Consider the following 24,317-nt stretch of genomic DNA (forward strand, 5'->3'; position numbering starts at 1 on the left):
CTCACCATCTCACCATCTCACCATCTCACCATCTCACCATCTCACCATCTCACCATCTCACCATCTCACCATCTCACCATCTCACCATCTCACCATCTCACCATCTCACCATCTCACCATCTCACCATCTCACCACCTCAACACCTCATCACCTCATCACCTCAACACCTCATCACCTCAACACCTCATCACCTCAACACCTCATCACCTCAACACCTCATCACCTCAACACCTCATCACCTCAACACCTCATCACCTCATCAACAAACAACAGTTCCCCCATTCTAATCGAATTCTAATCTAGTTTTAATATCCTATTAATGCTATTCCAAAGCCCTTATAATATGGGGTTTGTAATTTTGATCTATTAATTATGAGCACCATGTTTAAAAATGTAATAACCTTATCTCTATTCGTTTTTTCTACTTGTCTCGTCTTAGGGCAAGAGAAGCAGCAAACACTGAATATGAGTAAACAAGAAATAGAACACGTATTTCTGGAGCAAAATTTAGATTTACTTGCAAAAAAATTAGAAATCTCACAGGCTGAAGCTCAGCTAATTCAGGCGCGTTTATGGCCTAATCCCACCTTTGAAATTTCAGAAGTCAACGTTTGGCGAACTACAGACATTGAAGAGCAACCCCTTATTTTTGGAAATTGGGGAACTTCTCAACAAATTTCCTTGCATCTAGAGCAAGAAATCGAAACAGCTGGAAAAAGACGCAAGAGAATCGATTTGCATAAATTAACTATTGAAGAACGAAAAACTGATTTCGAAATTGTTTTACGCGAATCTAAATTATCCTTGCGCAATACGTTAACTTCTATTCAAGTATTACAACAACAACGCGATATCTATCAACAACAAATAAAAAATACGGATCAACTGATTACAGGTTACAAGAATCAACTGAACCAAGGTAATATTAGTCACAGTGAATACATCCGTTTAAAAGCAGCTCAACTTCAATTTAAAAAGGAAGTTGTCGATCTATCTAAAGATTTAGAGGAGTCGTTAAAAGATTTGAAAAACTTCATCAACATCGGATCTAACACAACTATTGTTATTACAGATATTCTTGATGTTCCGACGGCGATGGTTAGTGAGTTGCAAATTGAAGATTGGATTGTTCACGCACAAGAAAATAGACCTGATATTTTGCTACACGACAACTTAGTAAGCCAGGCCAAAAAACAAGTAGAGATCGAAAAGGCAGAACGCACACCTAATATCACCTTAGGAGTAGATTACGATCGTGGAGGAAATATAATGCGTGATTTTGTCGGCTTCGGACTTTCTTTTGATCTTCCAATTTTTGATCGCAACAAAGGAAATATCAAAGAAGCAAAAATTGGAGTTCAACTAGCAGAATTAGAGTCAAAATCAAAGAAAAACGAAATTGCCAACGATATTATTGAGGCTTTGAGAAACTACATCCAAGCCAAAGATTTGTATGATCAAATTGAAAGTACTTACGAAAGTGATTTGGATAAATTGCTCGAAGCTTATGTAAAAAACTTCCAGAAAAAGAATGTTAGTCTAATTGAATACTTAGACTTTGTAGAGGCATATCTCGACAATAAAAACATCTTGTTAGAGACAAAAAAAGAACTACACGAACAACTTGAAAATTTACAATTTGCTGTTGGCAAAGATATATAATGATAAAACGAATAAAAATGACTTCAAAATATACCCTAAGCTATGCTGTATTAGCCTTGCTAACCTTAGCATCATGTAAACAAGAAACGGAAACAAAACAAAAAGAGAACTATTGCATTCCGGAAGAAATTGGTCAAGGGCTCAATTTCGCTAAAGTCACGCAACGTCCTATCCAACGCACCATTAGTTTAAGTGGTACGGTAGAGTACAACCAAGATAAAACGGTTCCTTTTTACAGTCTTGTAGAGGGAATTGTACTCAGTGCTAAATTTTCTTTAGGTGATTTTGTCAAAAAAGGACAACTGCTTGCAGAAATTAGAAGCACGGATCTCAATGAATTCAAAACAGAGTTACGAGCAACAGAGGCAGAATTAAAAGTAGCTAAACGCGAATTAGAATCCGTTTCTTCGATGTACAAAGATGGGCTTTCCTCTCAAAAAGAACTTATGGAAGCAGAAGAAGATGTACAGGTATTAGAGAGTAAATTGCGTTCTGCAAAGAGCAATCTTGCTATGTTTAACGGACAAAACAAGGAAGGGATCTATCAAATCCTAGCCCCTCAAGATGGTTATATTGTTACTAAAAACATTGTTGCAGGAATGACCTTAACAGATACTGACGAACCGTTATTTACCATTGCTAATTTAAATGATGTTTGGATTATGGCTAATGTTTATGCTACGTCAATGCGTTATATCCATCTCAATGCGGAGGTACAAGTAAGTACACTTGCTTATCCTGATGAGAAATTTGAGGGTAAAATATCTAATATTTCGCAAGTATTTGACGCCGAAGAACGCGTATTAAAAGCGCGTATTGTCATGGGGAATCACGACATGAAGCTACGTCCTGGTATGTCTGCTGAAATTCATTTACTCATTGACGACAACCAAGGGGAAGCCCTTGCTGTTCCAAACAACGCTATTATTTTCGACAACAATCAAAACTATGTGGTGACCTACCAAGATGCTTGTCATCAAGAAATTCGCCAAATTACTCCCCTAACAAAGAATAAAGAATTTACCTATATCTCTAGTGGCGTTCAAGAAGGTGAAACTGTCATTACCACAAACGAACTATTGATTTACGAACAATTAAACAATCATCTATAACCCATAAAGAAGAGTAGAAAATGCAAAAATTTGTCAAAAATATTGTAGCCTTTTCCCTAAAAAATACGTTCATCGTGCTCTTTGGCGTGTTGTTGTTGTTATTTGGTGGAATTTACAGCTATATTCATACGCCTATTGAGGCCTTTCCTGATGTTACCAACACCCGTGCGCGTATCATTACGCAATGGCCCGGACGAAGTGCTGAGGAAATAGAAAAATTTATTACTTTACCCATTTCCAAAGAAATGAATACAATTCCGAACAAAGCAGAAGTTCGATCCATTTCACTCTTTGGCCTATCTGTAGTAACGGTTATTTTCAACGACGAAATTGACGATTTTTACGCTCAACAATATGCGTCAAACCGAATGGGAAACGTCAATCTACCTGATGGTGCAGATTTTGAAATCGAGCCGCCTTCGGGAGCTACAGGCGAAATATTCCGTTATATTATCGAAAGTGATTTACCCATAAAAGAGGTAACAGCAATTCAAGATTGGGTTGTTGAACGCGAATTATTATCTGTACCTGGGGTTGCGGATGTGGTGAGTTTTGGTGGAGAAGAAAAAATATTCGAAATCCAAATTAACCCTACAGAACTAGTAAATTACGGTTTATCTCCCTTGGATGTTTATGAGGCTGTTGAAAAAAGTAACATTAACGTAGGTGGAGACGTTATTCAACGTGGAGATCAAGCGTATGTGGTTCGCGGTGTTGGATTACTAGACAACCTAGAAGATATTGAGAATATTCTGATCGAAGTAAAAGGCAATACTCCCATTTTAGTTAAACACGTTGCTAAGGTTGAAATCAACGCTAAACCGCGATTAGGTCAGGTAAGTTATCAAGATAAAGACGATGTCGTACAGGGCATTGTAGTCATGTTACGCGGTGAAAATCCAAGTGATGTCATCAGCAAGCTGAAAACTAAAATCGAAGATCTCAACGATCGTATTTTACCTAAAAATGTAAAAATAGTACCAATCATTGATCGAACGGACTTGGTAAACACGACTGTACATACCGTAACGAAAAACTTGATCGAAGGGGTTTTATTAGTATCTGTTATTGTATTTATCTTTTTATATAATTGGAGAACAACCTTTATTGTTGCAACAGTAATTCCATTGTCTTTCTTATTTGCAATCATTATGCTTAAGATTCAGGGACTTCCTGCAAACTTAATCTCCATGGGAGCTTTAGATTTTGGTTTACTACTAGAAGGTACACTGGTAATTGTAGAACACGTCTTTGTTGGGTTAGAGAAAAAAGCTCAAATTGTCGGCATGAAGCGCTTCAATAAAATGTCTAAATTAGGCACGATTAGAAAAAGCGCTAGTAGTGTTGCAGGTTACATTTTCTTCGCTTTGTTGATCTTAATTGTAGCCTTAATGCCTATTTTCTCTTTTGAAAAAGTAGAAGGAAAAATGTTTTCTCCTTTGGCCTTTACTCTAGGTTACGCATTATTAGGTTCACTAATACTAAGCTTAACGTATGTACCTGCAATGTGTAAACTCTTGTTGACTAAAAATATAGAAGAAAAAGAAAACGTTATCTCTAGATTTTTCAAAACTTACATTTATAAAATGTTCAACTGGAGTTTTTATCACAAAAAGCTAACTTTCGGTCTCTTTGGTTTGATCTTAGTTATTTGTGGTGTTCGATTCCACTACTATGGGTCTGAGTTTCTTCCCAAATTAAACGAAGGAGCAATCTATATTCGCGCTACTTTACCTAGTAGTATTAACTTAGACGAATCTGTGCGTTTGGCAAAAGAAATGAAGGGAATTTTACGCGAGTTTGACGAGGTAAAGTTTGTATTAACGCAGACAGGGCGTCCAAATGATGGAACAGATCCAACAGGATTCTTTAATATTGAATTTCACACCCAACTTAAACCTGAAAAGGAATGGAAACGCTCGGTATCTAAAGATCAACTACTTGAAGAAATGCGTATTTCTCTAGAAAAATATCCGGGAATTAACTTTGGTTTTAGTCAACCGATCCAAGATAATGTCGAAGAATACGTAGCGGGAGTTAAAAGCTCTCTTGTTATTAAAATCTTTGGTGACAACCTATTTGACTTAGAAAAATATGCCACTCAAGTTGCACAAAGTATCAAAGATGTGCCGGGAATTACAGATTTAAATATATTTAAAAACATTGGTCTTCCTGAATTACGCATCTCTTTGAGTGATACAAAAATGGCGAAATATGCGGTTACGACTGCAGATGCACAAGCTGTAATCGCAATGACAATTGGTGGTCAGGCAGCCACAACCTTTTACGAGAATGAACGCATGTTTGATGTCGTATTGCGTTTCGATAAAGATTACCGTGATTCTGCTGAAAAAATTGGAGAAATTTTAATTCCAAGTTTGGATGGTAAACAAGTTCCCTTAAAAGAAATAGCAACCATTGATTACCATACCGGACCTGCTTTTATCTATCGTGAAGGGAATAGTCGTTACATCGGTATTGGCTTTAGTATTGAAGGACGTGATTTGGGTAGTACCATCGCAGAAGCAAGAGCAAAAGTAGAAAAAGAAGTTCAACTTCCTGCCATCAATAAAATGGAATGGGCAGGTGAATTTGAGAGTAAAGAAAGAGCAGCAAAACAGCTAATTCTCGTTGTTCCTGTATCGTTAGTGCTCATTTTAATTCTACTATACTTCAACTTTGGTAATGTAAAAGATACAGCAATCGCTTCCCTAACCTTGCCTTTTGCTTTTATTGGTGGATTTATCTCCCTTTGGGCAACGGGAACAACGTTTGGAATTTCAGCAGGAATAGGCTTTATTATTTTATTCGGAGTTTCTACCATTGATGGAATTGTCCTCATTGGAGTAATGAAAGAAAACCTCAAGAAGCGAATGTCTTTAGAAGATGCGATTCGCGATGGTGTTAAAAGCCGTATTAGACCTGTTATTATGATTGCTTTAATGGGATCAATGGGACTCCTACCTGCGGCTTTATCCAACGGAATGGGTTCTGAAATTCAAAAACCATTAGCTATTATGATTGTAGGTGGATTAATTATCGGTATGATTTTAGCTTTTACTATTTTACCTCAAGTGTTTTATTGGGCTTATAAAGGAAAGAAGAGAGAGGAAAGTAGAGAGGAGTAAATGATCTAAATGAGAATACATACTCTAAATTAATGATTTACAGCATATTAAATAAACTAAGAAAGGGGAATTGCAATGCAATTCCCCTTTCTTAGTTTATAAAGATTCAGAAAAAATCTCGTTTCCAAGTTGGTTAGACAGAGTCCTACTGTTACTATTCTTCATCTGCTTCCCCTTTCTTTAATCTATAGTAATTGGCACTTTCGTCATGTGAAATTTCTTTTGAAAAATATTATCTTACTAAGAAAAATCTCCACGCTCCACTTTCCAATTAATTCGTAAACAATAACTCGCGGTATTTAGTCAAAGTCCACAATTCGTTGTCAACCATCATTTCTAATTTATCACTGTGGTAACGGATAATATCAAAATACGGTTTTACAATATGGCAATACATTTTTGCTTGTTCTTCTACATCTTCAATCGCATTGGCAATTTTTCGTTGATCTACCATTTCTGCAACTTTTGTATTCACTTGTGCAATGTGGTATGAGATTTTCTTTAAAATACGCAATTGTTCTTCTGCATATTCTTGATAGTCCTCTTCTCCAAAAATTTCTTTCAAGCCTTTTACGTTTTCAATCACCAAGTTTTGATACTTAATTGCTGTAGGAATTACGTGATTCTTAGCGATATCTCCTAAAACACGTCCTTCAATTTGGATTCGTTTTACATACTCTTCCAATTCAATTTCATAACGCGCCTCAACCTCAACTTTTGTCATTACTTGCATTTCTTCAAATACTGCAATTGACTCAGGATATACTTTTGCTTTTAAAGCTTCTGGCGTTGTTTTATGGTTGCTCAATCCGCGTCTTGCAGCTTCCTCTTCCCATTCTTTACTATAGCCATCTCCTTCAAATAAAATACGCTCACTTTGTTTGATATACTCACGCAACACATTAAAAATAGCTTCGTCTTTTTTCAATCCATCTTGATCTACCAAGCGATCTACTTCAATTTTAAACTCTTTCAATTGTTTGGCTACAATTGTATTTAAAACAGTCATCGGACCTGCACAGTTTGCTGTTGAGCCAACGGCTCTAAATTCCCATTTATTTCCTGTAAAGGCGAATGGAGATGTTCTATTTCGGTCTGTATTATCTAATAATACATCTGGAATTTTACCAACTACATTTAGTTTTAAATCCGTTTTTTCTTCTGGAGATAATTTCCCATCTGTTACTTCTTTTAACTCTTCCAACACTTTAGTTAATTGTTGTCCGATAAATACAGATACAATTGCAGGTGGTGCTTCATTCGCTCCTAATCGGTGATCATTACTTGCTGATGCAATTGCTGAACGCAACAATTCTTCATTGTCATTTACAGCCTTAATGGTATTAATAAAGAAGGTCAAGAACTGTAAATTGCTCTTAGGCGTTTTACTTGGGCTTAATAAGTTAACACCTGTGTCAGTTGCTAAAGACCAGTTGTTGTGCTTTCCTGATCCGTTTACTCCTTTGAATGGTTTTTCGTGGAATAAAACTTTGAAATGATGCTTTTCTGCAACTTTCTTCATAACATCCATCAACAAAGAGTTGTGATCCACTGCTAAGTTAATTTCCTCGAAAATAGGTGCTAATTCAAACTGATTAGGTGCTACCTCATTGTGTCGTGTTTTTACAGGAATTCCCAACAAAATACAATGGTTTTCCAAGTCGTGCATATAGTTCAAAACACGGGTAGGAATAGAACCAAAATAGTGATCATCTAATTGCTGTCCTTTAGCAGCAGTATGACCTAATAAGGTTCTACCTGTTGTTAGAATATCAGGTCTTGATGCAGCTAAAGCAGCATCAACAAGAAAGTACTCTTGCTCCCATCCTAACGTTGGTGTTACTTTTTTTACGTTTTTATCAAAATAACGCGCTACTTCTGTTGCAGCATCGTCAATAGCGTTGATTGCTTTTAAAAGTGGGGTCTTATTATCTAAGGCTTCCCCTGTATAAGAAATAAATACAGTTGGAATACACAAAGTAGATCCAAATATAAACGCTGGAGATGTTGGATCCCAAGCTGTATATCCTCTTGCTTCAAATGTATTGCGAATTCCTCCATTCGGAAAACTCGATGCATCGGGTTCTTGTTGTACTAATTGCCCTCCATTAAATTGTTCTACTGGATCACCGTCAAATTGCGTTTCGAAAAAAGCATCGTGCTTTTCTGCTGTCGTTCCTGTTAAAGGTTGAAACCAGTGTGTATAGTGTGTCACTCCTTTTGAAAGTGCCCACTCTTTCATCCCTAATGCGATGTAATCTGCTAATCGACGATCAATCTTAATGCCTAGTTGTGCATTCTTTACCGCCTGATAAGCTTCGGGTGTCAAAAATTGGCGCATCGACTTGTCATTAAAGACATGATCTCCAAATATTAATGATTTTCTACCCAGTTCTTCTACCTTCACAGCGCTTCTTGAGGCTGCTTTTTCAATTGCTCGAAAACGAAATGTTGACATAAATACACTTTTTAATGGGGTACCCCCTATTTTTATGATGCAAAAATAATAAAAAACATAAAAACACAACACATACCCCCTATTTTTTACTGTATTTTTTTTTATTTTAAACTTTGCTCTTTAATTATGTAGTCAAAAATAGATTTATACAACCTAATTTAACTATAAACGCATAGCGCCTTACTACTACTCCTCTAAAAGCAAAAAAAAATGGACGAATCTACATTCGTCCATTTTTCTTAATACATTTTTTGTACAGGTGCCTTCGTTAAGTTGTACTTAAGAAGTAATTCCTCGTAACTTAGTTTTTTATCCTCTCCACCTACAGCATTTGCTTTCATCTGTATTGGATCTTTACCTGCTATGTAAACCACTCTAAAAATCATATTCGTAACATAACCTGGATCTTTATCAGAACCCGGTGTTCCGTTGAATAACCCTAGAGGTGCAGTTGCGCGAGCAACAATCTCAAAATCTTGTAGTCCAAAATTATAGATATACTCCAACTCTTCGTCTTTTTGTGTTGCATTGTCTTGTACAAAATAACGCATAGGCAAAGGTGACCAGATAGGATTTTTGTCTTTATCTGTCCCATCGAGAACATAGATCATAACAGTATCACCAAAATAAACTTTGATTGGGTGCTTGACAACTTGCCCTGCAATATTAGCATTTAAATTTTGATTAAAATTTAAATGGTACTCATATACTTTACCTAGGACAACTCCTTCAGGTCCTTCCGGTCCTGGTGCACCTTGTGGTCCACGAGGTCCTTCACAGCTAACGGTTACTAAACTTCCGATTACCACTGCAAATAATAACATCAATTTTTTCATAACATTTCTTGTTTACCTTTTTCAAATGTATTGTTTAATTCATACGCAGAATTACTTATTAAGACATTTTTAGCATTTTTATCCTGCCCCAGACAAAACTTCTTTTAGTACTTCTAAAACTAAGATTCTTTTGGCAAAGAAAAAAACAAATTCACAAAAAACGACATTTCTCGCTTCAATCCTTTACATTTATGGTATTGTTTAAATTGATTTTTGCCATGAAAAAGATTGCGTGTATTTGTATTCTCTTCTTGAATTTCTTTTCGTTTGCACAACAGTTAAAACCCACAGCAGACCTGCAAGAAATTGAACACAGCTTGTACTTAGCTGAAGATATTCACAAACCCTATACCAAGGATTCTCTTTTTCTCTTAACTCAATACGAAAATATTTATCGTTCACCTGAAATGGGATTAACGAATCAATGGGGACTTTATTATAATAAGGAATCCCGTGTTGCTGAAATCGTTATTCGCGGTTCTGTTAACAAGGGAATTAGCTGGCTCGCCAATTATTATGCGGCTATGGTTCCTGCCAATGGCACAATTTTTTTAACGCCTGATCATCCCGTTTCTTATCGTTTTTCGGACGATGATAAAGCAAGTGTACACGCAGGTTGGACGATCGCTTCGGTTTATTTGCTACAAGATATCAAACCCAAAATAGACAGTTTGTACCAAACAAACAACAAAGAAATTCTCATTTCAGGACATAGTCAAGGAGGGGTAATTGCCTATTTAATTACTGCACAGCTTAAACAATGGCAAAAAGAAGAAATTTTACCACGAGACATTCTATTTAAAACTTATACGTTAGCTGCTCCCAAACCAGGAAATAATTACTTCGCTTATCAGTATGAAAAAACAATGACGCAATGGAGCTATTCTATCGTGAATACACAAGATTGGGTACCTGAAGTACCCCCTACTACACAGCGCATACAAGACTTTAACCCTGTCAGCCCATTTAGCAAAGAAAACATAGATGCAACGATTAAGAAAGTTAGTTGGCCTAAACGCTGGTTTGCCCGTGGTTTGTATAATCGCGTAAGCAACCCAACGAAAAAGAGCGTCAAGCGCTACGCCAAATTACTCGGCCCTTTTTTGTTTAAACAAATCAATAAAACACTTCCTGACTTGCAAGAACCTACCTACCGTCAGGAAAGTAACTACAGCCGCTGTGGTAATCCTATTATATTAGACGGACTAACGAATCAAGCTTATCTAAAGCAATTCAATAAACCAGAGAATATTATGTCTCATCATTTGCCAAACGCCTATTTATTCTTGTTGAAACAGTAACTTTCCTTTTTACTTTTCAATCTCATACAAGCTGTCTTTTCATTCAGCGTGACGCATTGTATCCTAAACACACCTCAAAAAAAGACTAAGATTACCTCTTAAATAACTTTTTTACTTCCATAACTCCTATGATTTTCACATTTTTAGCCCTAAAAATAAAAAAAAATTTAATTTAAAATTACCTCAACATCAACAAAAATAATATGCATTTAAAGCTAAAATAAAATAACTTTTTCTCTTTAAAAATATAAAAAACAAAGATTACCCTATTAATTTAACAGGCCAAAACTACCATATCATCACCTTTCGATTTGGTTTTTTACAAAATTCTTATTAAACTAGCATTAAAATTGCATTAAAACTAGATTAATAATTAGAATGCAGTTTTGACAACCAAACAAACAACACTAGCTAACCTTATGAAACTTGAATTATTTGAAGAAGTACAACGTACCCTTCAACACTTTGTTCGGCATTTTGCCAAAATCTTTCCGCATGGAAATCTAAACTCACTCGCTTTTCAACATTATCATTTTAATAATTTTAAAGCAATGACCTCCACTCTTTTTGAAGCTTTACTGCATATTAACTATGCGCAACTTCAAAAAAGCGAAGACAAGATAACGTACAACACTCCGTTTTCGATCACGTTAAATGATTCTTACGAATTAATTCGGGAAATTGAATTTTCGAAAATAAATTCGGAAAAACAGGTTAAAATACTAGCAGCGGTTCGACAAGAAATAAAAGATAAATTTCATCAACAACCACCGAATACATACACCAGTATAACGTTCAACTGTTTAGACCGAACCAAACAAATGTGTGCCTTAGTTGGAACCATCCACATTTCAGAAAACAGGGAATTTACAGTCAACCTCTTCTATTTGAAAATAGAAACCCATTTGGAAGACTTACTCTTAGACTTTAATTTCTACCTCAAAGACAAAAACAAACATCAATCGATTTATAACAACTTAGTAGAAACAGAAACTGCCGATGATATAAAACTACTTTCTTTATTACAAAACCACAATTTATCTCTAGAAGAATTTAATACCAATATCTTGTATTTTTATGGAGATACTTTATCAAACTATCAAAGAAAAGAACGTTTCTTAAAATCGCTCGAACTACTTCTGTTTTCACAAAACTCTATGGAAGAAATCAAAAAGAGTTGTGAAGAAACAAGATCTCCATATAGCTTAACTCAATTTTTTAGCAGCACACGAAATGCTAGAACGAATGCAGTTATTCGATATAATGTTGGTTAACAGCTAACGGTTTACAGTTTACAGTTAACTGTTCGCGGTTAACTGTAAACTGTAAACTATTTTTTATATCTTTGTCATTAAATGGATCATTCTTTTTAAACATTCATTTTATTCCATGAAGAAATATCTATCCATATTAGTACTCTCTTTATCCGTACTTGTTACAGCGAATCCAATTATCAGTTGGAATTGTAATGAGATGACTACGGCTATGGCTAGTTGTATGGAGATGGAAGAAGATGTAATGCCTTGCTGTGCTACAGACGGAATGGATAGCCATCACAGTATGGCTGATATGCTTTGTTGTTCTCCTATGGCTCGAATCAATACGGTTCAGGCAGATTTACAGATTGAACAAACGGAAGCTACACCAAACACCAAAGAAAAAAAAGCAGCTATACGCGCCAAGTGGTTTAACTCAAACTACCTGACCGATTTAAAATCAGTTGATTTAACCCTTGCTTATACAACTCCCCTAGCCGTTGATGGATTTAAATTCAGTTCCGTCGACCGGCTTTCTTACATTTGTACTTATCGTATATGATACCTTTCTTAGGCTGAGTTTTTCTCCTTTCTACGGATATTTCTTAATCCATTGAGGTGCTATCTAGCCTATTCTTATTTTATTTATCGAAACACTTGACTTGCTTTATTCAGATTTGAATGATATACAACTTCATTATAATCAATGCATTGTATATGTATTTTACTTATCTTTAATATGGTCAATTGCATAAATAGCCTCATTTTTGAAATGAAGTGATGCAATCGGTGTTTCTTATAGCGTATCATTAACACTTTAAAGACATCAAATATGCTTAATAAAATCATTAAGTATTTCCTTCATAATCGACTAATTACGATGTTGATCCTAATTGTCGTTATAGTATGGGGATTAATAACTGCCCCTTTTACTTGGCATCAGAACCTTTTGCCAAGTGATCCTGTTCCCGTAGATGCTATTCCAGATATTGGCGAAAACCAACAAATTGTTGCCACAGAATGGATGGGAAGATCTCCAAAAGACATTCAAGAACAAATTACGTATCCCTTAACAACTTCGTTATTAGGAGTTCCGGGTGTAAAGACGATTCGAAGTAGTTCGATGTTCGGTATGTCTTTTATCTACATCATTTTTGAAGAAAATGTCGAATTCTACTGGAGTAGATCGCGTATTTTAGAAAAGTTAAATTCTTTACCTTCAGGGACACTTCCAGAAGGTGTAATTCCGACTTTAGGTCCAGATGCTACGGCCTTGGGTCAGGTTTATTGGTATACCTTAGAAGGACGCAATCCACAAACAGGTGAGCCGACTGGTGGATGGGATCCTGACGAACTGCGTACTATACAGGATTTCTACGCTAAGTATAGTCTAGCTTCTGCTGAAGGTGTATCTGAAGTAGCTTCAATTGGAGGTTATGTAAAAGAATACCAAGTAGAGGTTAAACCCGATGCTATGCGTGCGTATAATGTTAGTATTATGGACATTATGACTGCCATTCAAAAGAGCAACTTAGATATTGGCGCCGAAACCATCGAAATAAACCAAGCAGAATATCTCGTTCGCGGATTGGGGTATATCAAGAGTATTCAAGACTTAGAGGATGCCGTGGTCACCGTTCGAAATAATGTACCTGTCAAGATCAAAGATGTCGCCATAGTCAACTTAGGTCCAGCTACTCGTCGTGGTGGTTTAGACAAAGAAGGTATCGAAGCCGTTGGTGGGGTTGTTGTGGCACGTTATGGCGCCAATCCCATGGAGGTCATTAACAATGTAAAGAGTAAAATTAAAGAAATGGAAGCCGGACTTCCACAAAAAACACTAGCAGATGGCACTGTTTCCAAAGTAACGGTTGTTCCTTTCTACGATCGCTCGGGTTTAATTAAAGAAACCATCGGTACGTTAGAAACCGCTCTGGCTCATGAAATACTCATCTGTATTATTGTGGTGATTGTATTGGTAATTAATTTACGTGCCTCTATCATCATATCCAGCATTTTACCTATTGGAGTATTAGCAACTTTTATCATCATGAGGTATATGGGGGTTGAAGCAAATATTGTTGCTTTATCTGGAATAGCCATTGCCATTGGTGTTATGGTCGATGTTGGTGTCGTCTTTGTTGAAAGTATCATCCGACATATGGAAGAAGAACGAGCCAATGGAGTTGAAAGTAAAGGAAAGGCTTTTGTCAATTTAATTGTCAAAGCAGTTTCTGAAGTTTCTGGTGCGCTATCAACAGCTATGTTAACGACAATCATCAGTTTCTTACCTGTTTTTGCCATGGAAGCGCAAGAAGGTAAATTATTTAAACCTTTAGCTTATACTAAAACATTTGCTCTAGTGTCTGCTTTCCTTTTAGGTATCATTATTTTACCTACACTAGCCTACTATATCTATTCGATCAAAATCAACAAAACAAAAGTGCGAAACATCGCCAATTACACGTTATGTGTATTGGGTATTGCCCTTTGGATTTACACGGGTGTTTTTACGGCAATTGCCTTAACCTTAGTAGGTATCAACAACTTATACACCCCCAAATGGAGAAACGAAAAAGTAGCCAACTATGTCAATATTGGGATTACCTTGTGTATCGCAGTTTATTACCTTGCTATTGAGTGGTTACCTCTAGGAACACAAGCGAGTACTGGTCTTAACTTTATTTTTGTGATTCTGGCCATCGGTAGTATTTTAGGTATTTTGTGGTTATTGGTTATTTACTATGAAGAAATCTTGCGTTGGGCCTTAGCGAATCGTTGGAAATTTATGACAATTCCCATTATTACGGTTGTTTTTGGTATGCTTGTTTGGCTGGGCTTCAATACTTCTTTTGGATTTGTAGCGAAAGGATTTGAGACTGTAGGTTGGAAATCCATTCGACAAACTTCATTTTGGCAAAAATCATCCCAAGCCTTTCCTGGTATTGGTGAGGAATTTATGCCGAGCTTAAACGAAGGATCTTTCTTATTGATGCCAACGAGTATGCCTCATACGGGAATTGAGCAAAATTTAAATTTTATCCGCACATTAGATAAACGCATTCAACATATTCCGGAAGTCGAATTGACGATTGGTAAATGGGGACGAGTAAATTCTGCCCTAGATCCTGCTCCTACGCAAATGTTTGAAAACACCATTACGTATAAACCAGAATACTTCTTGGATGAAGCGGGACATCGTGAGCGTTTCAAAGTGGCTAAAAATGGAGAATTTGAATTAGTAGATGGTTCGACTTACGCCGTTGCCAATGGTTATAGACAAATACCCAGAGATAGTTTAATTCCTGATAAAAAAGGAAAATTCTTCCGTCAATGGCGCCCAGAGATCAAAAGTGCTGATGACATTTGGCAACAAATTGTCAATGTATCTCATATACCAGGATTAACCTCTGCTCCTAAATTGCAACCCATTGAAGCGCGTTTAGTCATGCTATCTACAGGAATGCGTGCTCCGATGGGATTAAAAGTATCTGGTCCGGATTTAGAATCAATTGAAGATGGCGGAAAAGCACTAGAAACAGCGCTTAAAGATATTCCTTCCATCATGGCTTCTACCGTATTTTATGACCGTGCTGTTGGTGCTCCGTATGTAGAGATTCACTTAAACCGAAATAATATGGCTCGTTATGGTATTACGGTTGCGGATTTACAAGAAGTTCTTGAAGCTGCAGTAGGTGGTATGCAATTAACAACTACTGTTGAAGGACGCGAACGCTTTCCTGTCCGCTTGCGCTATCCTCGTGAGTTAAGAGATAATCCTGACGCTTTAGCGAAGTTATTAATCCCTACCGCTACAGGTGTTCAAATTCCCCTAAGCGATGTAGCTGATATCACCTATGCTAAAGGTTCGCAAATGATTCAAAGCGAAAACACGTTTTTATTGGGTTATGTAATCTTCGATAAAATTAGTGGAAAAGCTGAAGTTGATGTGGTACATGAAGCAGATGAAATACTAAAAACTAAACTTGCCTCTGGTGAATTAACCTTACCAAAAGGAGTAACGTATACTTTTGCTGGAAATTACGAACAGCAAGAACGAGCTGCGCAACGTTTACTATACGTTGTTCCGATGAGTTTATTGGCGATTCTATTAATCTTGTATTTCCAATTTAAAACAATAACAGCATCATTAATTCACTTTTCAGGTGTTTTTGTCGCTTTTGCTGGTGGTTTTATCTTGCTATGGCTCTATGGACAACCGTGGTTCATGAACTTTTCTATTGGCGATATGAATATGCGTGATTTATTCCAAATGCACAGTATCAATTTGAGTATTGCCGTATGGGTAGGTTTCATTGCACTCTTCGGACTGGCTACTAATGATGGGGTCTTAATGGGAACGTATATCCACGATACTTTTGAGGCTCGTAATCCAAAAACCAAGCACGAAATTAGAGAAGCAGTTGTATATGCAGGTCTCAAACGTGTTCGCCCTGCAGCAATGACTACAGCAACGGCCTTGATTGCCTTACTACCTGTGATGACCTCAACGGGAAAAGGAGCTGAAATTATGATTCCCATGGCTATTCCTACTTTTGGAGGAATGCTCATCCAATCGATGACGATGTTTGTCGTTCCTGTATTCCAATGCTGGTGGAGAGAATGGGCTATTAAAAAAGAACAAAAATCAACTGAAAAATCCATTGAAAATGAATAAGATATATGCGATACTTTTCGTTATTGGAGGGTTATTTCCTTCTGCAACGAAACTGTGGGCACAAGAGAGTAAAAAAGATTCATTGGCCTACTATACCCAACTAGCGTTAGAACAAAATCCTGGATTACAATCACAACGCTTAGCGTATGAAGCCTTTCTCGATAAAATTCCACAAGCCGGTGCTTTTGACGATCCCGAGTTATCGATGGGTTTCTATACTAAACCGATGGATATTGTTGGGGGAAGACAAATTGGAGATCTTACGTTAATGCAAATGCTTCCTTGGTTTGGCACAAAAAAAACTGCCAAAAAAGAAGCCAATCACATGGCTAGCATGCAATTACAACAATATAGAGAAGCAAGAGAAATGGTTATTTTACAAGTACACACCCAATGGTATGTCCTACAAAAATTGCAACAACAAGTTCTTAATGCTCAGCAAAACAAAACGCTTTTAGAGCAACTAGAACAATTGGCGATACAAAAATTTTCTGCTCCTTCTGGCGCAACAGCATCAAACAGCAGTGCAATAAGTATACCTACTATTGCAACAACTACGAGTAGTAGTGGTATGGGTGGCATGGCTATGGGTGGCGGAACAACAGCAAGCGCTTCACCCTCTTCCACTTCTACCGCATCTAGTAGCGGAGCAATGGGCGGAATGAGCGGTGGCAGTAGTGGTTCTGGCATGTCTGATGTATTGCGTATCCGCTTGGAAACAATTGAAATTGAAAACACCATTGAAAGCTTACAGGCGCAAATCAAAGCCGAAAAAGCAAAATTCAACGCCCTACTCGATCAAGAGGTTCAAACGGCTATCACCGTTCCGCAAGCGATTGAAAAAGTACCTTTTTTCTTAACGGATGAAGAAGCACAAACAATGATTGAATCCAATAATCCAATGTTGGCCATGCTAACAGAAGAAGGGTTAGCATATCGAGCCAAAGCGGAAATGGATAAAAAAATGAGCTATCCTATGTTGGGATTGGGTGTTCAATACATGATTATTGGAAAAACCAATGATGCCATGCTAGCGATGGGTGATATGAATGGGAAGGATATGATCATGCCTATGGTTACCCTCTCACTTCCGATATTCAGAAAAAAATACAAAGCGCAACAAGAAGAAGGCAAAAAATGGTGGAAATCAAGTGAAGAAAAATACAAAGACACCTATAATACCTTAGTTGCTTCTTACTATAGTTTTAAAAATCAAGTAGAAGATGCGGAACGCACGATTACGCTACTTGAAAAGCAATCTACTTTAGCAGAGACAACCTTTAACCTCATCGTTAAGGAATTTGTAACGGGCAAAAGCGATTTAACAAACGTTATCCAAGTACAGCGTCAGCTATTGGATTATCAGCTTAAAAAAGCAGAAGCGATTGCCAATTACAATACACTTGTAGCCTCAATTGAAAATATGACAGCTACTCCTAACGATTTATAAGACAGAAATTATGAGTAAATTAAACGATATAATTAAAAATAAAGCAGTAAAATACGGAGTTATTTTATTGGTTGGACTTCTTTTAGGTTGGTTGATTTTTGGAGGATCAGCCACCCATGAGCACAATGGAGAGCCTGCTCCTACTGAAGAAGCGGCTGTTGTTTGGACGTGTTCTATGCACCCACAAATCAAAATGGATAAACCGGGCAAATGTCCTTTATGTGCTATGGATTTAATTCCGCTAAAATCATCCGGTGGCGGTGATGATGCTATTGACGACGATGCCATCCAAATGTCGAAAGAAGCGATTGCTTTAGCTAATATTCAAACAACTGTTGTTGGGCGTCAAGAGGCTATCAAAGACCTTCAACTTTATGGAACTATTCAAGTAGATGAGCGCTTACAACAGTCGCAAACCTCACACGTCAACGGTCGTATTGAGAAATTGTTCATCAATTTTACGGGTGAATCTGTCAGACAAGGACAACTCATTGCAACGATCTATTCTCCGGATCTACTCAATGCACAACAAGAACTTTTAGAAGCACAAAAACTTACGGACTTCCAGCCGATGTTGCTTGATGCAGCTAAGGAAAAATTGAGATTATGGAAAATGTCTGATGCCCAAATCAACAAAGTATTAGCAACAGGTAAAGTTTCTCCTTATGTAAGCATTACGGCTAATACGAGTGGAATAGTTACCGCTAAAAACGTCAATCAAGGAGATTACATCAACCAAGGTTCTGTCTTGTATAGCATTTCAAACATGAATAAGCTTTGGGCCGTATTTGAAGCCTATGAAGCAGATTTGCCTTTTATCAAAGAGGGAAATACCTTAGAATACACCCTTCAAAGTATTCCTGGTAAAGTATACAAAGGAAAGATATCCTTTATCAATCCAATTATTGATGCGACATCCCGCACAGCCAAAATTCGCGTCGAAGCAGACAATAAAGATCAGGCGCTAAAACCTGAAATGTATGCTACAGCAACGATTAAGGCAGCCATTAGCGGTACGGAAAGTCATCAATTGACCATTCCAAAATCGGCTGTTTTATGGACAGGGAAACGCTCGGTGATTTACGTTAAACAACCGAACACTACAACACCAGCTTTTAAGATGAGAGAAATTGTATTAGGCCCGTCATTAGGAGAAAACTACGTGGTAGTTTCAGGTTTACAAGATGGTGAAGAAGTGGTAACACGTGGGGTATTTACTGTTGATTCTAGTGCGCAATTGGAAGGAAAACCTAGTATGATGAATAATGAAGCTTCAACACATCCTGCTCCTGGTGAGGAAGGACACACCATGTTTACTGTTTCAGGAAACTGCGATATGTGTAAAGCGCGCATTGAAAAAGCAGCAAAAAGCATAGCAGGTGTAACGAGTGCTACTTGGAATTCGAAAGATCAAATGCTCCACCTCAACTTTGACAAGACAAAAACGGATCAACAAAAAGTAAGTAAAGCCATTGCAGCCGCTGGTCATGATACAGCGCTAGACAAAGCTGCAGACAAGGCTTATAATGCTTTGCCTTCTTGTTGTTTGTATAGCAGAGATCAAGCGAAACCCAAGCAACAGGCGGATCATGGAGATCACACTAAACACGATACTCCTTCCACTAGCGCAACTAAACCAATGTCTAAAGAAGGACATCAAGGACATGCCATGCTTCCTGTCAAAGGAAACTGTGGATTGTGTAAAGAACGCATCGAAACAGCTGCTAAAGGTGTTGCTGGAGTTTCCACGGCGAATTGGGATGTAAATGCAAAGGTGTTACACCTCAACTTTGATCCAACAAAAACGGATCAAAAAAAGATCAGTAAAGCCGTTGCTGCCGCAGGACATGATACTGCTCTAGACAAAGCAACAGACAAAACCTATGCGAATTTGCATGGTTGTTGTCAATATGAACGCTAATCTAATCTAGAAACCAAGGAAAATCGTCTAAAAACAGAGGGGACAAATTTCTAATTTTCAATCAGTTATTTTATTATTTTCATTTTTATGCGATTATCCTTGGTGTTTCTGTAAAAAATAGAATATATTTGCACCATCAAAATAAGAAAGTATAATGCTTTTTCATTTTGATGGTTTAAATCACTTGATGATTTAATGGTCCAATAGCTCAGCTGGATAGAGCAACTGCCTTCTAAGCAGTAGGTCTCAGGTTCGAATCCTGATTGGATCACAAAAAAAGCCTCAGCACATGCTGAGGCTTTTTTTATACCGTATAGTTAAACTTTCTTTGGTGGTAGATTGAAGGCAACCGCTTCATGTTCAAAGTGTCCTTTGTGTGCACCATCGCAAAATGGTTTGTTTTGTGAAAGTCCACAACGACAGATAGAAAGTACAGTTCTACCTTCTAATCCATACACATTTCCATCTTTATCTACGATCTCGAAATCGCCTTCTACCTTGACTGATCCGTTATTGTTAATTGTAAGTTTTGTTTTTGACATCTTTATTGTTGTTATTTAGTTTACCACAAAACTAGACTATTAAATCAAATCCTATATAACTGTATTTCTATTTAGAAACATTCCTTTTTAGCAGTAATTTGAACGTATCATCAAAAAGACAACAACCTATTCCTTTTTATCCTCCCATCTTCTCAAGCGATACACAACATAAAAGCAACAATAAACAAGAAGTAGAAATCCTATTCCAATAATGTATTTATAATTGCCTATTTGATGTAATACTAAAGCGACTTTGTCTTCTTCTACCTCCGTTTCTATTGTACCATCTGCTAACTCTAATGGCGGATACATTTCTTTGAGTTCTTCTCTAGTAAAATTGAGATTCATAGAATTTTGATCATTGGAGAACTTTATACTATCCGCATACATAATCACTCGTTTTCTGTGTTTTGATAAAATAGTTAATACCTTAATATAAGTCGAATAAGGAACTGTTTCAAAAGTAAACACTAAACCTCTCTTCTTTTCATCATGCGAGAGAATCGCCTCTATTTTATCTTCTGCTTGTTGTAAAAGCTTTTCATCTTGTATAGAATTTCCAGTAAACGTTAAATTTTCAAACAACACACCTTCAAATAATTCACCTTCTATACAGGTAACATAACCTATCTCTTCAAAATTCACTTCTATCATTCTACAATCGCGAGTAGGGATCGTTTTTTGGATATACCAATAGCCAAGTAAGGGAAGTAACAACATGGTAATCATCCCGGGAATATAGTATTTTCTCATTAGTAAATGGGTTGGTGAGGATTTGATCGAAATGAAATTTTATTCTTCTTTCTAAAGATATAAATTTCGAGATGATCTATGGAGTAGGGCAACTAAATTTTGAGCAAATTACTAGGTTTCCTCATATTCGTTTTTTGCACCATTAAATAAAAATTCGAACCACTTTCTCTACTAAATCTTCCGTGAGCCATAAACTGCCAACCGTAAACCATCTCCCTATTTCTCTTTAATCCAATAGCAAAGTAAATACAAGATATGACACACAAACAAAGCGATTCCTGTTAAGATTAATAAATCTAATGGTATAAGATTGGTCATTGCTGAGATTATAAACGTCAACATTAGCTGAAGAGAACCGAGTAAGGCAGAAGCCGATCCGCTATTTTCGTGAAAAGGTTCAAGGGCTAATTTAGTTGTAGTAGGAAATAAAACCCCCAACGTTAGGATGATAAAAAACAACGGAATAAGCAGCCATTCGATGGGTTGTTGCGCAATACAGAATCCCAAGAAAACAACACTACAAATAAGTCCAGCAATTGTGGTGTAGAAAATAATTTGACGAATGGACCACCAACGAGTAAAGCTATTGGAAATCCACGCTCCTACCATTAATCCCACCGCGTTAAACGCAAAGATATAGCTAAAGGTTGCGGACGATAACTGACCGTACTCCATGATCAAATAAGGAGCATTCGCCAAATAGATCATCAAAATACTGTACGTTACACTGCCAATAAGGGTATATTTTAAAAAGGTTTTCACCTTAAATACCGCTTTAAAATCTTGCATAAGATTGCGTTTAGGAGCATTGAGCGCTGTTTTCACTTTCGTTTCAGGTAAGAAGAAAACAACAAGCAATAAAGAGATCACCCCCAACACGAATAAAGTTACAAAAGTTGATTGCCATTCAAAATGAGACACCAGGAAATTTCCCGCTACAGGACCAATGATAGGTGCTACACCCGCAATTATGGCTAAGAGTGAAAATACACGCATGGTATCGTCCTGTTCAAAATATTCGTTGACAATAGCACGAGCAATTACCACACCCGCACAACCTGCAAAAGCTTGAAAGAAACGAGCGATCCAAAATTGCTCGATACTAGTCGCATAAATACACGCCACTGTGGCTGCGATAAACAACAATAGAGAGATAATGGTTGGCCATTTACGACCATACTTGTCTGAAATGATTCCCCAAAACAATTGGCCAACGGCAAATCCTGCTAAAAAAGTAGAAATGGAAAACTGAACGGCTTTTAAATCCGTGTGATAATATTGGGAGATTTTCAAAAATCCCGGTAAATACAAATCAATACTAAAAGGCTCTAATGCCGACAAAAGCGCTAAAATAAATACAACGATAAATTGCTGTTTCTTTAATTTACTCATACTATTTTTCTAAAAGCGCAAAAGTACTTCGACAACAGCAGTACAAGCTTATCCAAATAAGACTTATCCTTGGACTTTTTTCACCTCTTCACGGAATTCTTTAGGCGTTTGCTGTGTTAGCTTTTTAAAAAATCGATTGAAATAAGACACTTCAGAGAAGTTTAAAGTATCGGCGATCGTTTGTATATTCTCTTGACTATACCCTACTAAGCGCTTGGCTTCTAACAGCAATCGCTCTTGTAGTTGTTGTTTCAGTGTTTTGCCGATAGCGTGAAATAAAATTTCATTCATTCGCTTCACTGAAAGAGATACCTGATCCGCGTAGAATTCATTTTTTCGCTGTGTGATATAGTGTTCTTCAATAAGTTGTAACAATTTGTGTAAGCGCTCATCTAAGACCATGTGTCGTTCTTCAATGCGTGGTAAATCTTGCAAGTGAACAACATATAGTTGTAGGTATTGTTCCAAGACCATGGGGCGTTTAAAAGAATTGAACTCAATCTCGATCAGGAGATGCAGGTACTCCAACCGCTGATTTTCCTGCGTTGTAACAGTAAACTTCAATTGGTTGTGTCCTGTAAAAAATTGTTGTTTCGCTTCTTTAAACAACACACTATTAAAATAATGCTTATCGATCACCAAACAATATCCTTTGCTAAAGCGCGGATCAAAATGGTGCACTTGACCAGGATAAATAATCCAAATTTCTTGAGGTTTTATCGGATAGGATATAAAGTCAATCTCGTGTTCTTGGGGGGTATCAACTGAAACAAACCAGTAAATTTGATAAAAATCGTATTGATAACGTCCTTCGAATTCAAAGAGATCAATACTCTCCTCGATTCGATAGAATTCGATAGGAATATTTTTATCCATTTGTTGTACTTGAACAACTTTTGCCTTTGTTTTCATGTATCCTTTAGATTATCAAACGGTATCCTAACACTGTTCTCTCAGGTATTTCAACTTTGCTATACGAAGCAACAACAAAGGTAGCGCTTTTTAAAAAACAAAAAGACCCGTTTTTAGCGAGTCTTTTATATACTTTACAATTGGGTCATTGTTACTAAATGGGAATGAGGCACCTTAAAATGTTGCGTCCCATCACTAAAAATGTAGTGATTTACTTGTTGTTTTTCTGAATAATCAAGTGCAATGAGTTTTTTGTCTCGTTGAACGGATTTCATTGTTCCGCCTTGCTCTTCTTTATACGAAACCATAAACCTTTTTCCTACTAATTCGCAAATGCTAGTGGTATCTAGCTCAAAAATCTCATTTGAGGTCATATTTGTAAATTTTAAATGATATAATCCGTAAGATACTAAAAATTAAGTAAATAAGCAAATATAACTACTAACCCTATTACTTATATCTTCAAAAAATGTAATTGTAAACAATAAAAAATTATCTTTATTTTTTTAATTTCATAACCTAATGACGATAACTTCCTTAAACTTAAAAACAATTGAATTAAAGAGTTTTATTCCCACTAAGGATTTTCAAATTTCTCTTGCTTTTTATACGGCATTGGGCTTTGAAATTTTGTGGCAAGATGATCAACTTTGTTTATTTGGCTTAGGCAATACTAAATTTTTCTTACAGCATTTTTACAACCAAGAATTAGCTGAAAACACCATGCTCCACCTTCATGTAGAAAATGCGGATGATTGGCATAATCACATTCAAACGCTAAACTTATGTAAAACCTTTGACTGCAAAGTAACCACTCCTGAAGATAGAGAATGGAAGATGCGTGATTTTATATTGATTGATCCTTCAGGTGTGCTTTGGCGTATTGGGCATAATATATAAAAGCCTCCCATCTTT

17 protein-coding genes, 1 tRNA gene and 1 pseudogene are annotated in these 24,317 nt (G+C 36.8%); 12 read left to right on the plus strand and 7 right to left on the minus strand.

Translation table 11 applies throughout. The features are described 5' to 3' along the window. The 4 genes and pseudogenes from H4K33_RS16450 to H4K33_RS13010 all read left to right on the plus strand — a co-directional run. A pseudogene (locus H4K33_RS16450) lies at positions 1-299 on the plus strand (hypothetical protein); the annotation flags it as partial. Between the two features lie 83 nt (positions 300-382). Continuing rightward, complete coding sequence (locus H4K33_RS13000) at positions 383-1,663, plus strand: TolC family protein (protein ID WP_182649664.1); 1,281 nt, start codon at positions 383-385, stop codon at positions 1,661-1,663. A gap of 17 nt (positions 1,664-1,680) precedes the next feature. Next, the gene (locus H4K33_RS13005; protein WP_182649666.1) at positions 1,681-2,775 is read left to right on the plus strand and encodes an efflux RND transporter periplasmic adaptor subunit; all 1,095 of its coding nucleotides are present in this window, start codon (positions 1,681-1,683) and stop codon (positions 2,773-2,775) included. A 20-nt stretch (positions 2,776-2,795) separates the two neighbouring features. Next, complete coding sequence (locus tag H4K33_RS13010; protein WP_182649668.1) at positions 2,796-5,903, plus strand: efflux RND transporter permease subunit; 3,108 nt, start codon at positions 2,796-2,798, stop codon at positions 5,901-5,903. 271 nt (positions 5,904-6,174) lie between these two features. Here H4K33_RS13010 and H4K33_RS13015 read toward each other — a convergent pair whose 3' ends face one another. Both H4K33_RS13015 and H4K33_RS13020 read right to left on the minus strand, forming a co-directional pair. Beyond that, on the minus strand, positions 6,175-8,361 hold the full coding sequence (locus H4K33_RS13015) for a glutamine synthetase III (protein ID WP_182649670.1): 2,187 nt from the start codon (positions 8,359-8,361) through the stop codon (positions 6,175-6,177). Positions 8,362-8,600: 239 nt separating this feature from the next. Continuing rightward, entirely contained in the window at positions 8,601-9,197 is a 597-nt protein-coding gene (locus H4K33_RS13020) for a hypothetical protein (protein WP_182649672.1), read from the minus strand. Positions 9,198-9,415: 218 nt separating this feature from the next. Between H4K33_RS13020 and H4K33_RS13025 the strand changes: the two genes are divergently transcribed. From H4K33_RS13025 to H4K33_RS13055, 7 genes are all read left to right on the plus strand, one after another. Continuing rightward, the gene (locus H4K33_RS13025; protein ID WP_182649674.1) at positions 9,416-10,498 is read left to right on the plus strand and encodes a lipase family protein; all 1,083 of its coding nucleotides are present in this window, start codon (positions 9,416-9,418) and stop codon (positions 10,496-10,498) included. Positions 10,499-10,917: 419 nt separating this feature from the next. Further along, positions 10,918-11,772, plus strand: a complete 855-nt coding sequence (locus H4K33_RS13030) for a hypothetical protein (RefSeq protein WP_182649676.1) — start codon at positions 10,918-10,920, stop codon at positions 11,770-11,772. Positions 11,773-11,887: 115 nt separating this feature from the next. Then, positions 11,888-12,316 (plus strand): hypothetical protein, encoded by a 429-nt coding sequence (locus tag H4K33_RS13035; RefSeq protein WP_182649678.1) that lies wholly within the window; start codon positions 11,888-11,890, stop codon positions 12,314-12,316. 270 nt (positions 12,317-12,586) lie between these two features. After that, positions 12,587-16,432 (plus strand): efflux RND transporter permease subunit, encoded by a 3,846-nt coding sequence (locus H4K33_RS13040; protein WP_182649680.1) that lies wholly within the window; start codon positions 12,587-12,589, stop codon positions 16,430-16,432. Beyond that, entirely contained in the window at positions 16,425-17,882 is a 1,458-nt protein-coding gene (locus H4K33_RS13045; RefSeq protein ID WP_182649683.1) for a TolC family protein, read from the plus strand. Before H4K33_RS13040 ends, H4K33_RS13045 begins: the two co-directional genes overlap by 8 nt. Positions 17,883-17,892: 10 nt before the next feature. After that, complete coding sequence (locus H4K33_RS13050; protein WP_182649685.1) at positions 17,893-19,803, plus strand: efflux RND transporter periplasmic adaptor subunit; 1,911 nt, start codon at positions 17,893-17,895, stop codon at positions 19,801-19,803. Positions 19,804-20,000: 197 nt separating this feature from the next. Continuing rightward, positions 20,001-20,074, plus strand: a tRNA-Arg gene (locus tag H4K33_RS13055). Between the two features lie 46 nt (positions 20,075-20,120). Here H4K33_RS13055 and H4K33_RS13060 read toward each other — a convergent pair. The 5 genes from H4K33_RS13060 to H4K33_RS13080 form a co-directional block, all read right to left on the minus strand. Further along, positions 20,121-20,345 carry a CDGSH iron-sulfur domain-containing protein gene (locus H4K33_RS13060; RefSeq protein WP_158962895.1) on the minus strand — a complete coding sequence of 75 codons (225 nt, stop codon included), beginning with the start codon at positions 20,343-20,345 and terminating at the stop codon, positions 20,121-20,123. Positions 20,346-20,471: 126 nt separating this feature from the next. Continuing rightward, on the minus strand, positions 20,472-21,098 hold the full coding sequence (locus tag H4K33_RS13065) for a hypothetical protein (RefSeq protein ID WP_182649687.1): 627 nt from the start codon (positions 21,096-21,098) through the stop codon (positions 20,472-20,474). Between the two features lie 216 nt (positions 21,099-21,314). Further along, positions 21,315-22,490, minus strand: a complete 1,176-nt coding sequence (locus H4K33_RS13070) for a multidrug effflux MFS transporter (RefSeq protein WP_182649689.1) — start codon at positions 22,488-22,490, stop codon at positions 21,315-21,317. Positions 22,491-22,553: 63 nt separating this feature from the next. Continuing rightward, positions 22,554-23,402: an AraC family transcriptional regulator gene (locus tag H4K33_RS13075; protein ID WP_182649691.1), complete on the minus strand. Its 849-nt coding sequence runs from the start codon at positions 23,400-23,402 to the stop codon at positions 22,554-22,556. Between the two features lie 134 nt (positions 23,403-23,536). Continuing rightward, positions 23,537-23,776 (minus strand): hypothetical protein, encoded by a 240-nt coding sequence (locus H4K33_RS13080; RefSeq protein ID WP_182649693.1) that lies wholly within the window; start codon positions 23,774-23,776, stop codon positions 23,537-23,539. Positions 23,777-23,924: 148 nt separating this feature from the next. On the opposite strand from H4K33_RS13080, the gene H4K33_RS13085 reads away from it, so the two are divergent. After that, a complete protein-coding gene (locus tag H4K33_RS13085) occupies positions 23,925-24,302 on the plus strand; it encodes a VOC family protein (RefSeq protein ID WP_182649695.1) in 378 nt (125 codons plus the stop codon). Positions 24,303-24,317: the final 15 nt, after the last annotated feature.

This window comes from Myroides sp. WP-1 (assembly GCF_014145635.1).
Taxonomy (GTDB): domain Bacteria; phylum Bacteroidota; class Bacteroidia; order Flavobacteriales; family Flavobacteriaceae; genus Flavobacterium.

Coding starts and splice junctions, on each gene's coding strand:
- H4K33_RS13000 (WP_182649664.1), top strand. CDS start 383: ATGTTTAAAAATGTAATAACCTTATCTCTATTCGTTTTTTCTACTTGT.
- H4K33_RS13005 (WP_182649666.1), top strand. CDS start 1,681: ATGACTTCAAAATATACCCTAAGCTATGCTGTATTAGCCTTGCTAACC.
- H4K33_RS13010 (WP_182649668.1), top strand. CDS start 2,796: ATGCAAAAATTTGTCAAAAATATTGTAGCCTTTTCCCTAAAAAATACG.
- H4K33_RS13015 (WP_182649670.1), bottom strand. CDS start 8,361: ATGTCAACATTTCGTTTTCGAGCAATTGAAAAAGCAGCCTCAAGAAGC.
- H4K33_RS13020 (WP_182649672.1), bottom strand. CDS start 9,197: ATGAAAAAATTGATGTTATTATTTGCAGTGGTAATCGGAAGTTTAGTA.
- H4K33_RS13025 (WP_182649674.1), top strand. CDS start 9,416: ATGAAAAAGATTGCGTGTATTTGTATTCTCTTCTTGAATTTCTTTTCG.
- H4K33_RS13030 (WP_182649676.1), top strand. CDS start 10,918: ATGAAACTTGAATTATTTGAAGAAGTACAACGTACCCTTCAACACTTT.
- H4K33_RS13035 (WP_182649678.1), top strand. CDS start 11,888: ATGAAGAAATATCTATCCATATTAGTACTCTCTTTATCCGTACTTGTT.
- H4K33_RS13040 (WP_182649680.1), top strand. CDS start 12,587: ATGCTTAATAAAATCATTAAGTATTTCCTTCATAATCGACTAATTACG.
- H4K33_RS13045 (WP_182649683.1), top strand. CDS start 16,425: ATGAATAAGATATATGCGATACTTTTCGTTATTGGAGGGTTATTTCCT.
- H4K33_RS13050 (WP_182649685.1), top strand. CDS start 17,893: ATGAGTAAATTAAACGATATAATTAAAAATAAAGCAGTAAAATACGGA.
- H4K33_RS13060 (WP_158962895.1), bottom strand. CDS start 20,345: ATGTCAAAAACAAAACTTACAATTAACAATAACGGATCAGTCAAGGTA.
- H4K33_RS13065 (WP_182649687.1), bottom strand. CDS start 21,098: ATGAGAAAATACTATATTCCCGGGATGATTACCATGTTGTTACTTCCC.
- H4K33_RS13070 (WP_182649689.1), bottom strand. CDS start 22,490: ATGAGTAAATTAAAGAAACAGCAATTTATCGTTGTATTTATTTTAGCG.
- H4K33_RS13075 (WP_182649691.1), bottom strand. CDS start 23,402: ATGAAAACAAAGGCAAAAGTTGTTCAAGTACAACAAATGGATAAAAAT.
- H4K33_RS13080 (WP_182649693.1), bottom strand. CDS start 23,776: ATGACCTCAAATGAGATTTTTGAGCTAGATACCACTAGCATTTGCGAA.
- H4K33_RS13085 (WP_182649695.1), top strand. CDS start 23,925: ATGACGATAACTTCCTTAAACTTAAAAACAATTGAATTAAAGAGTTTT.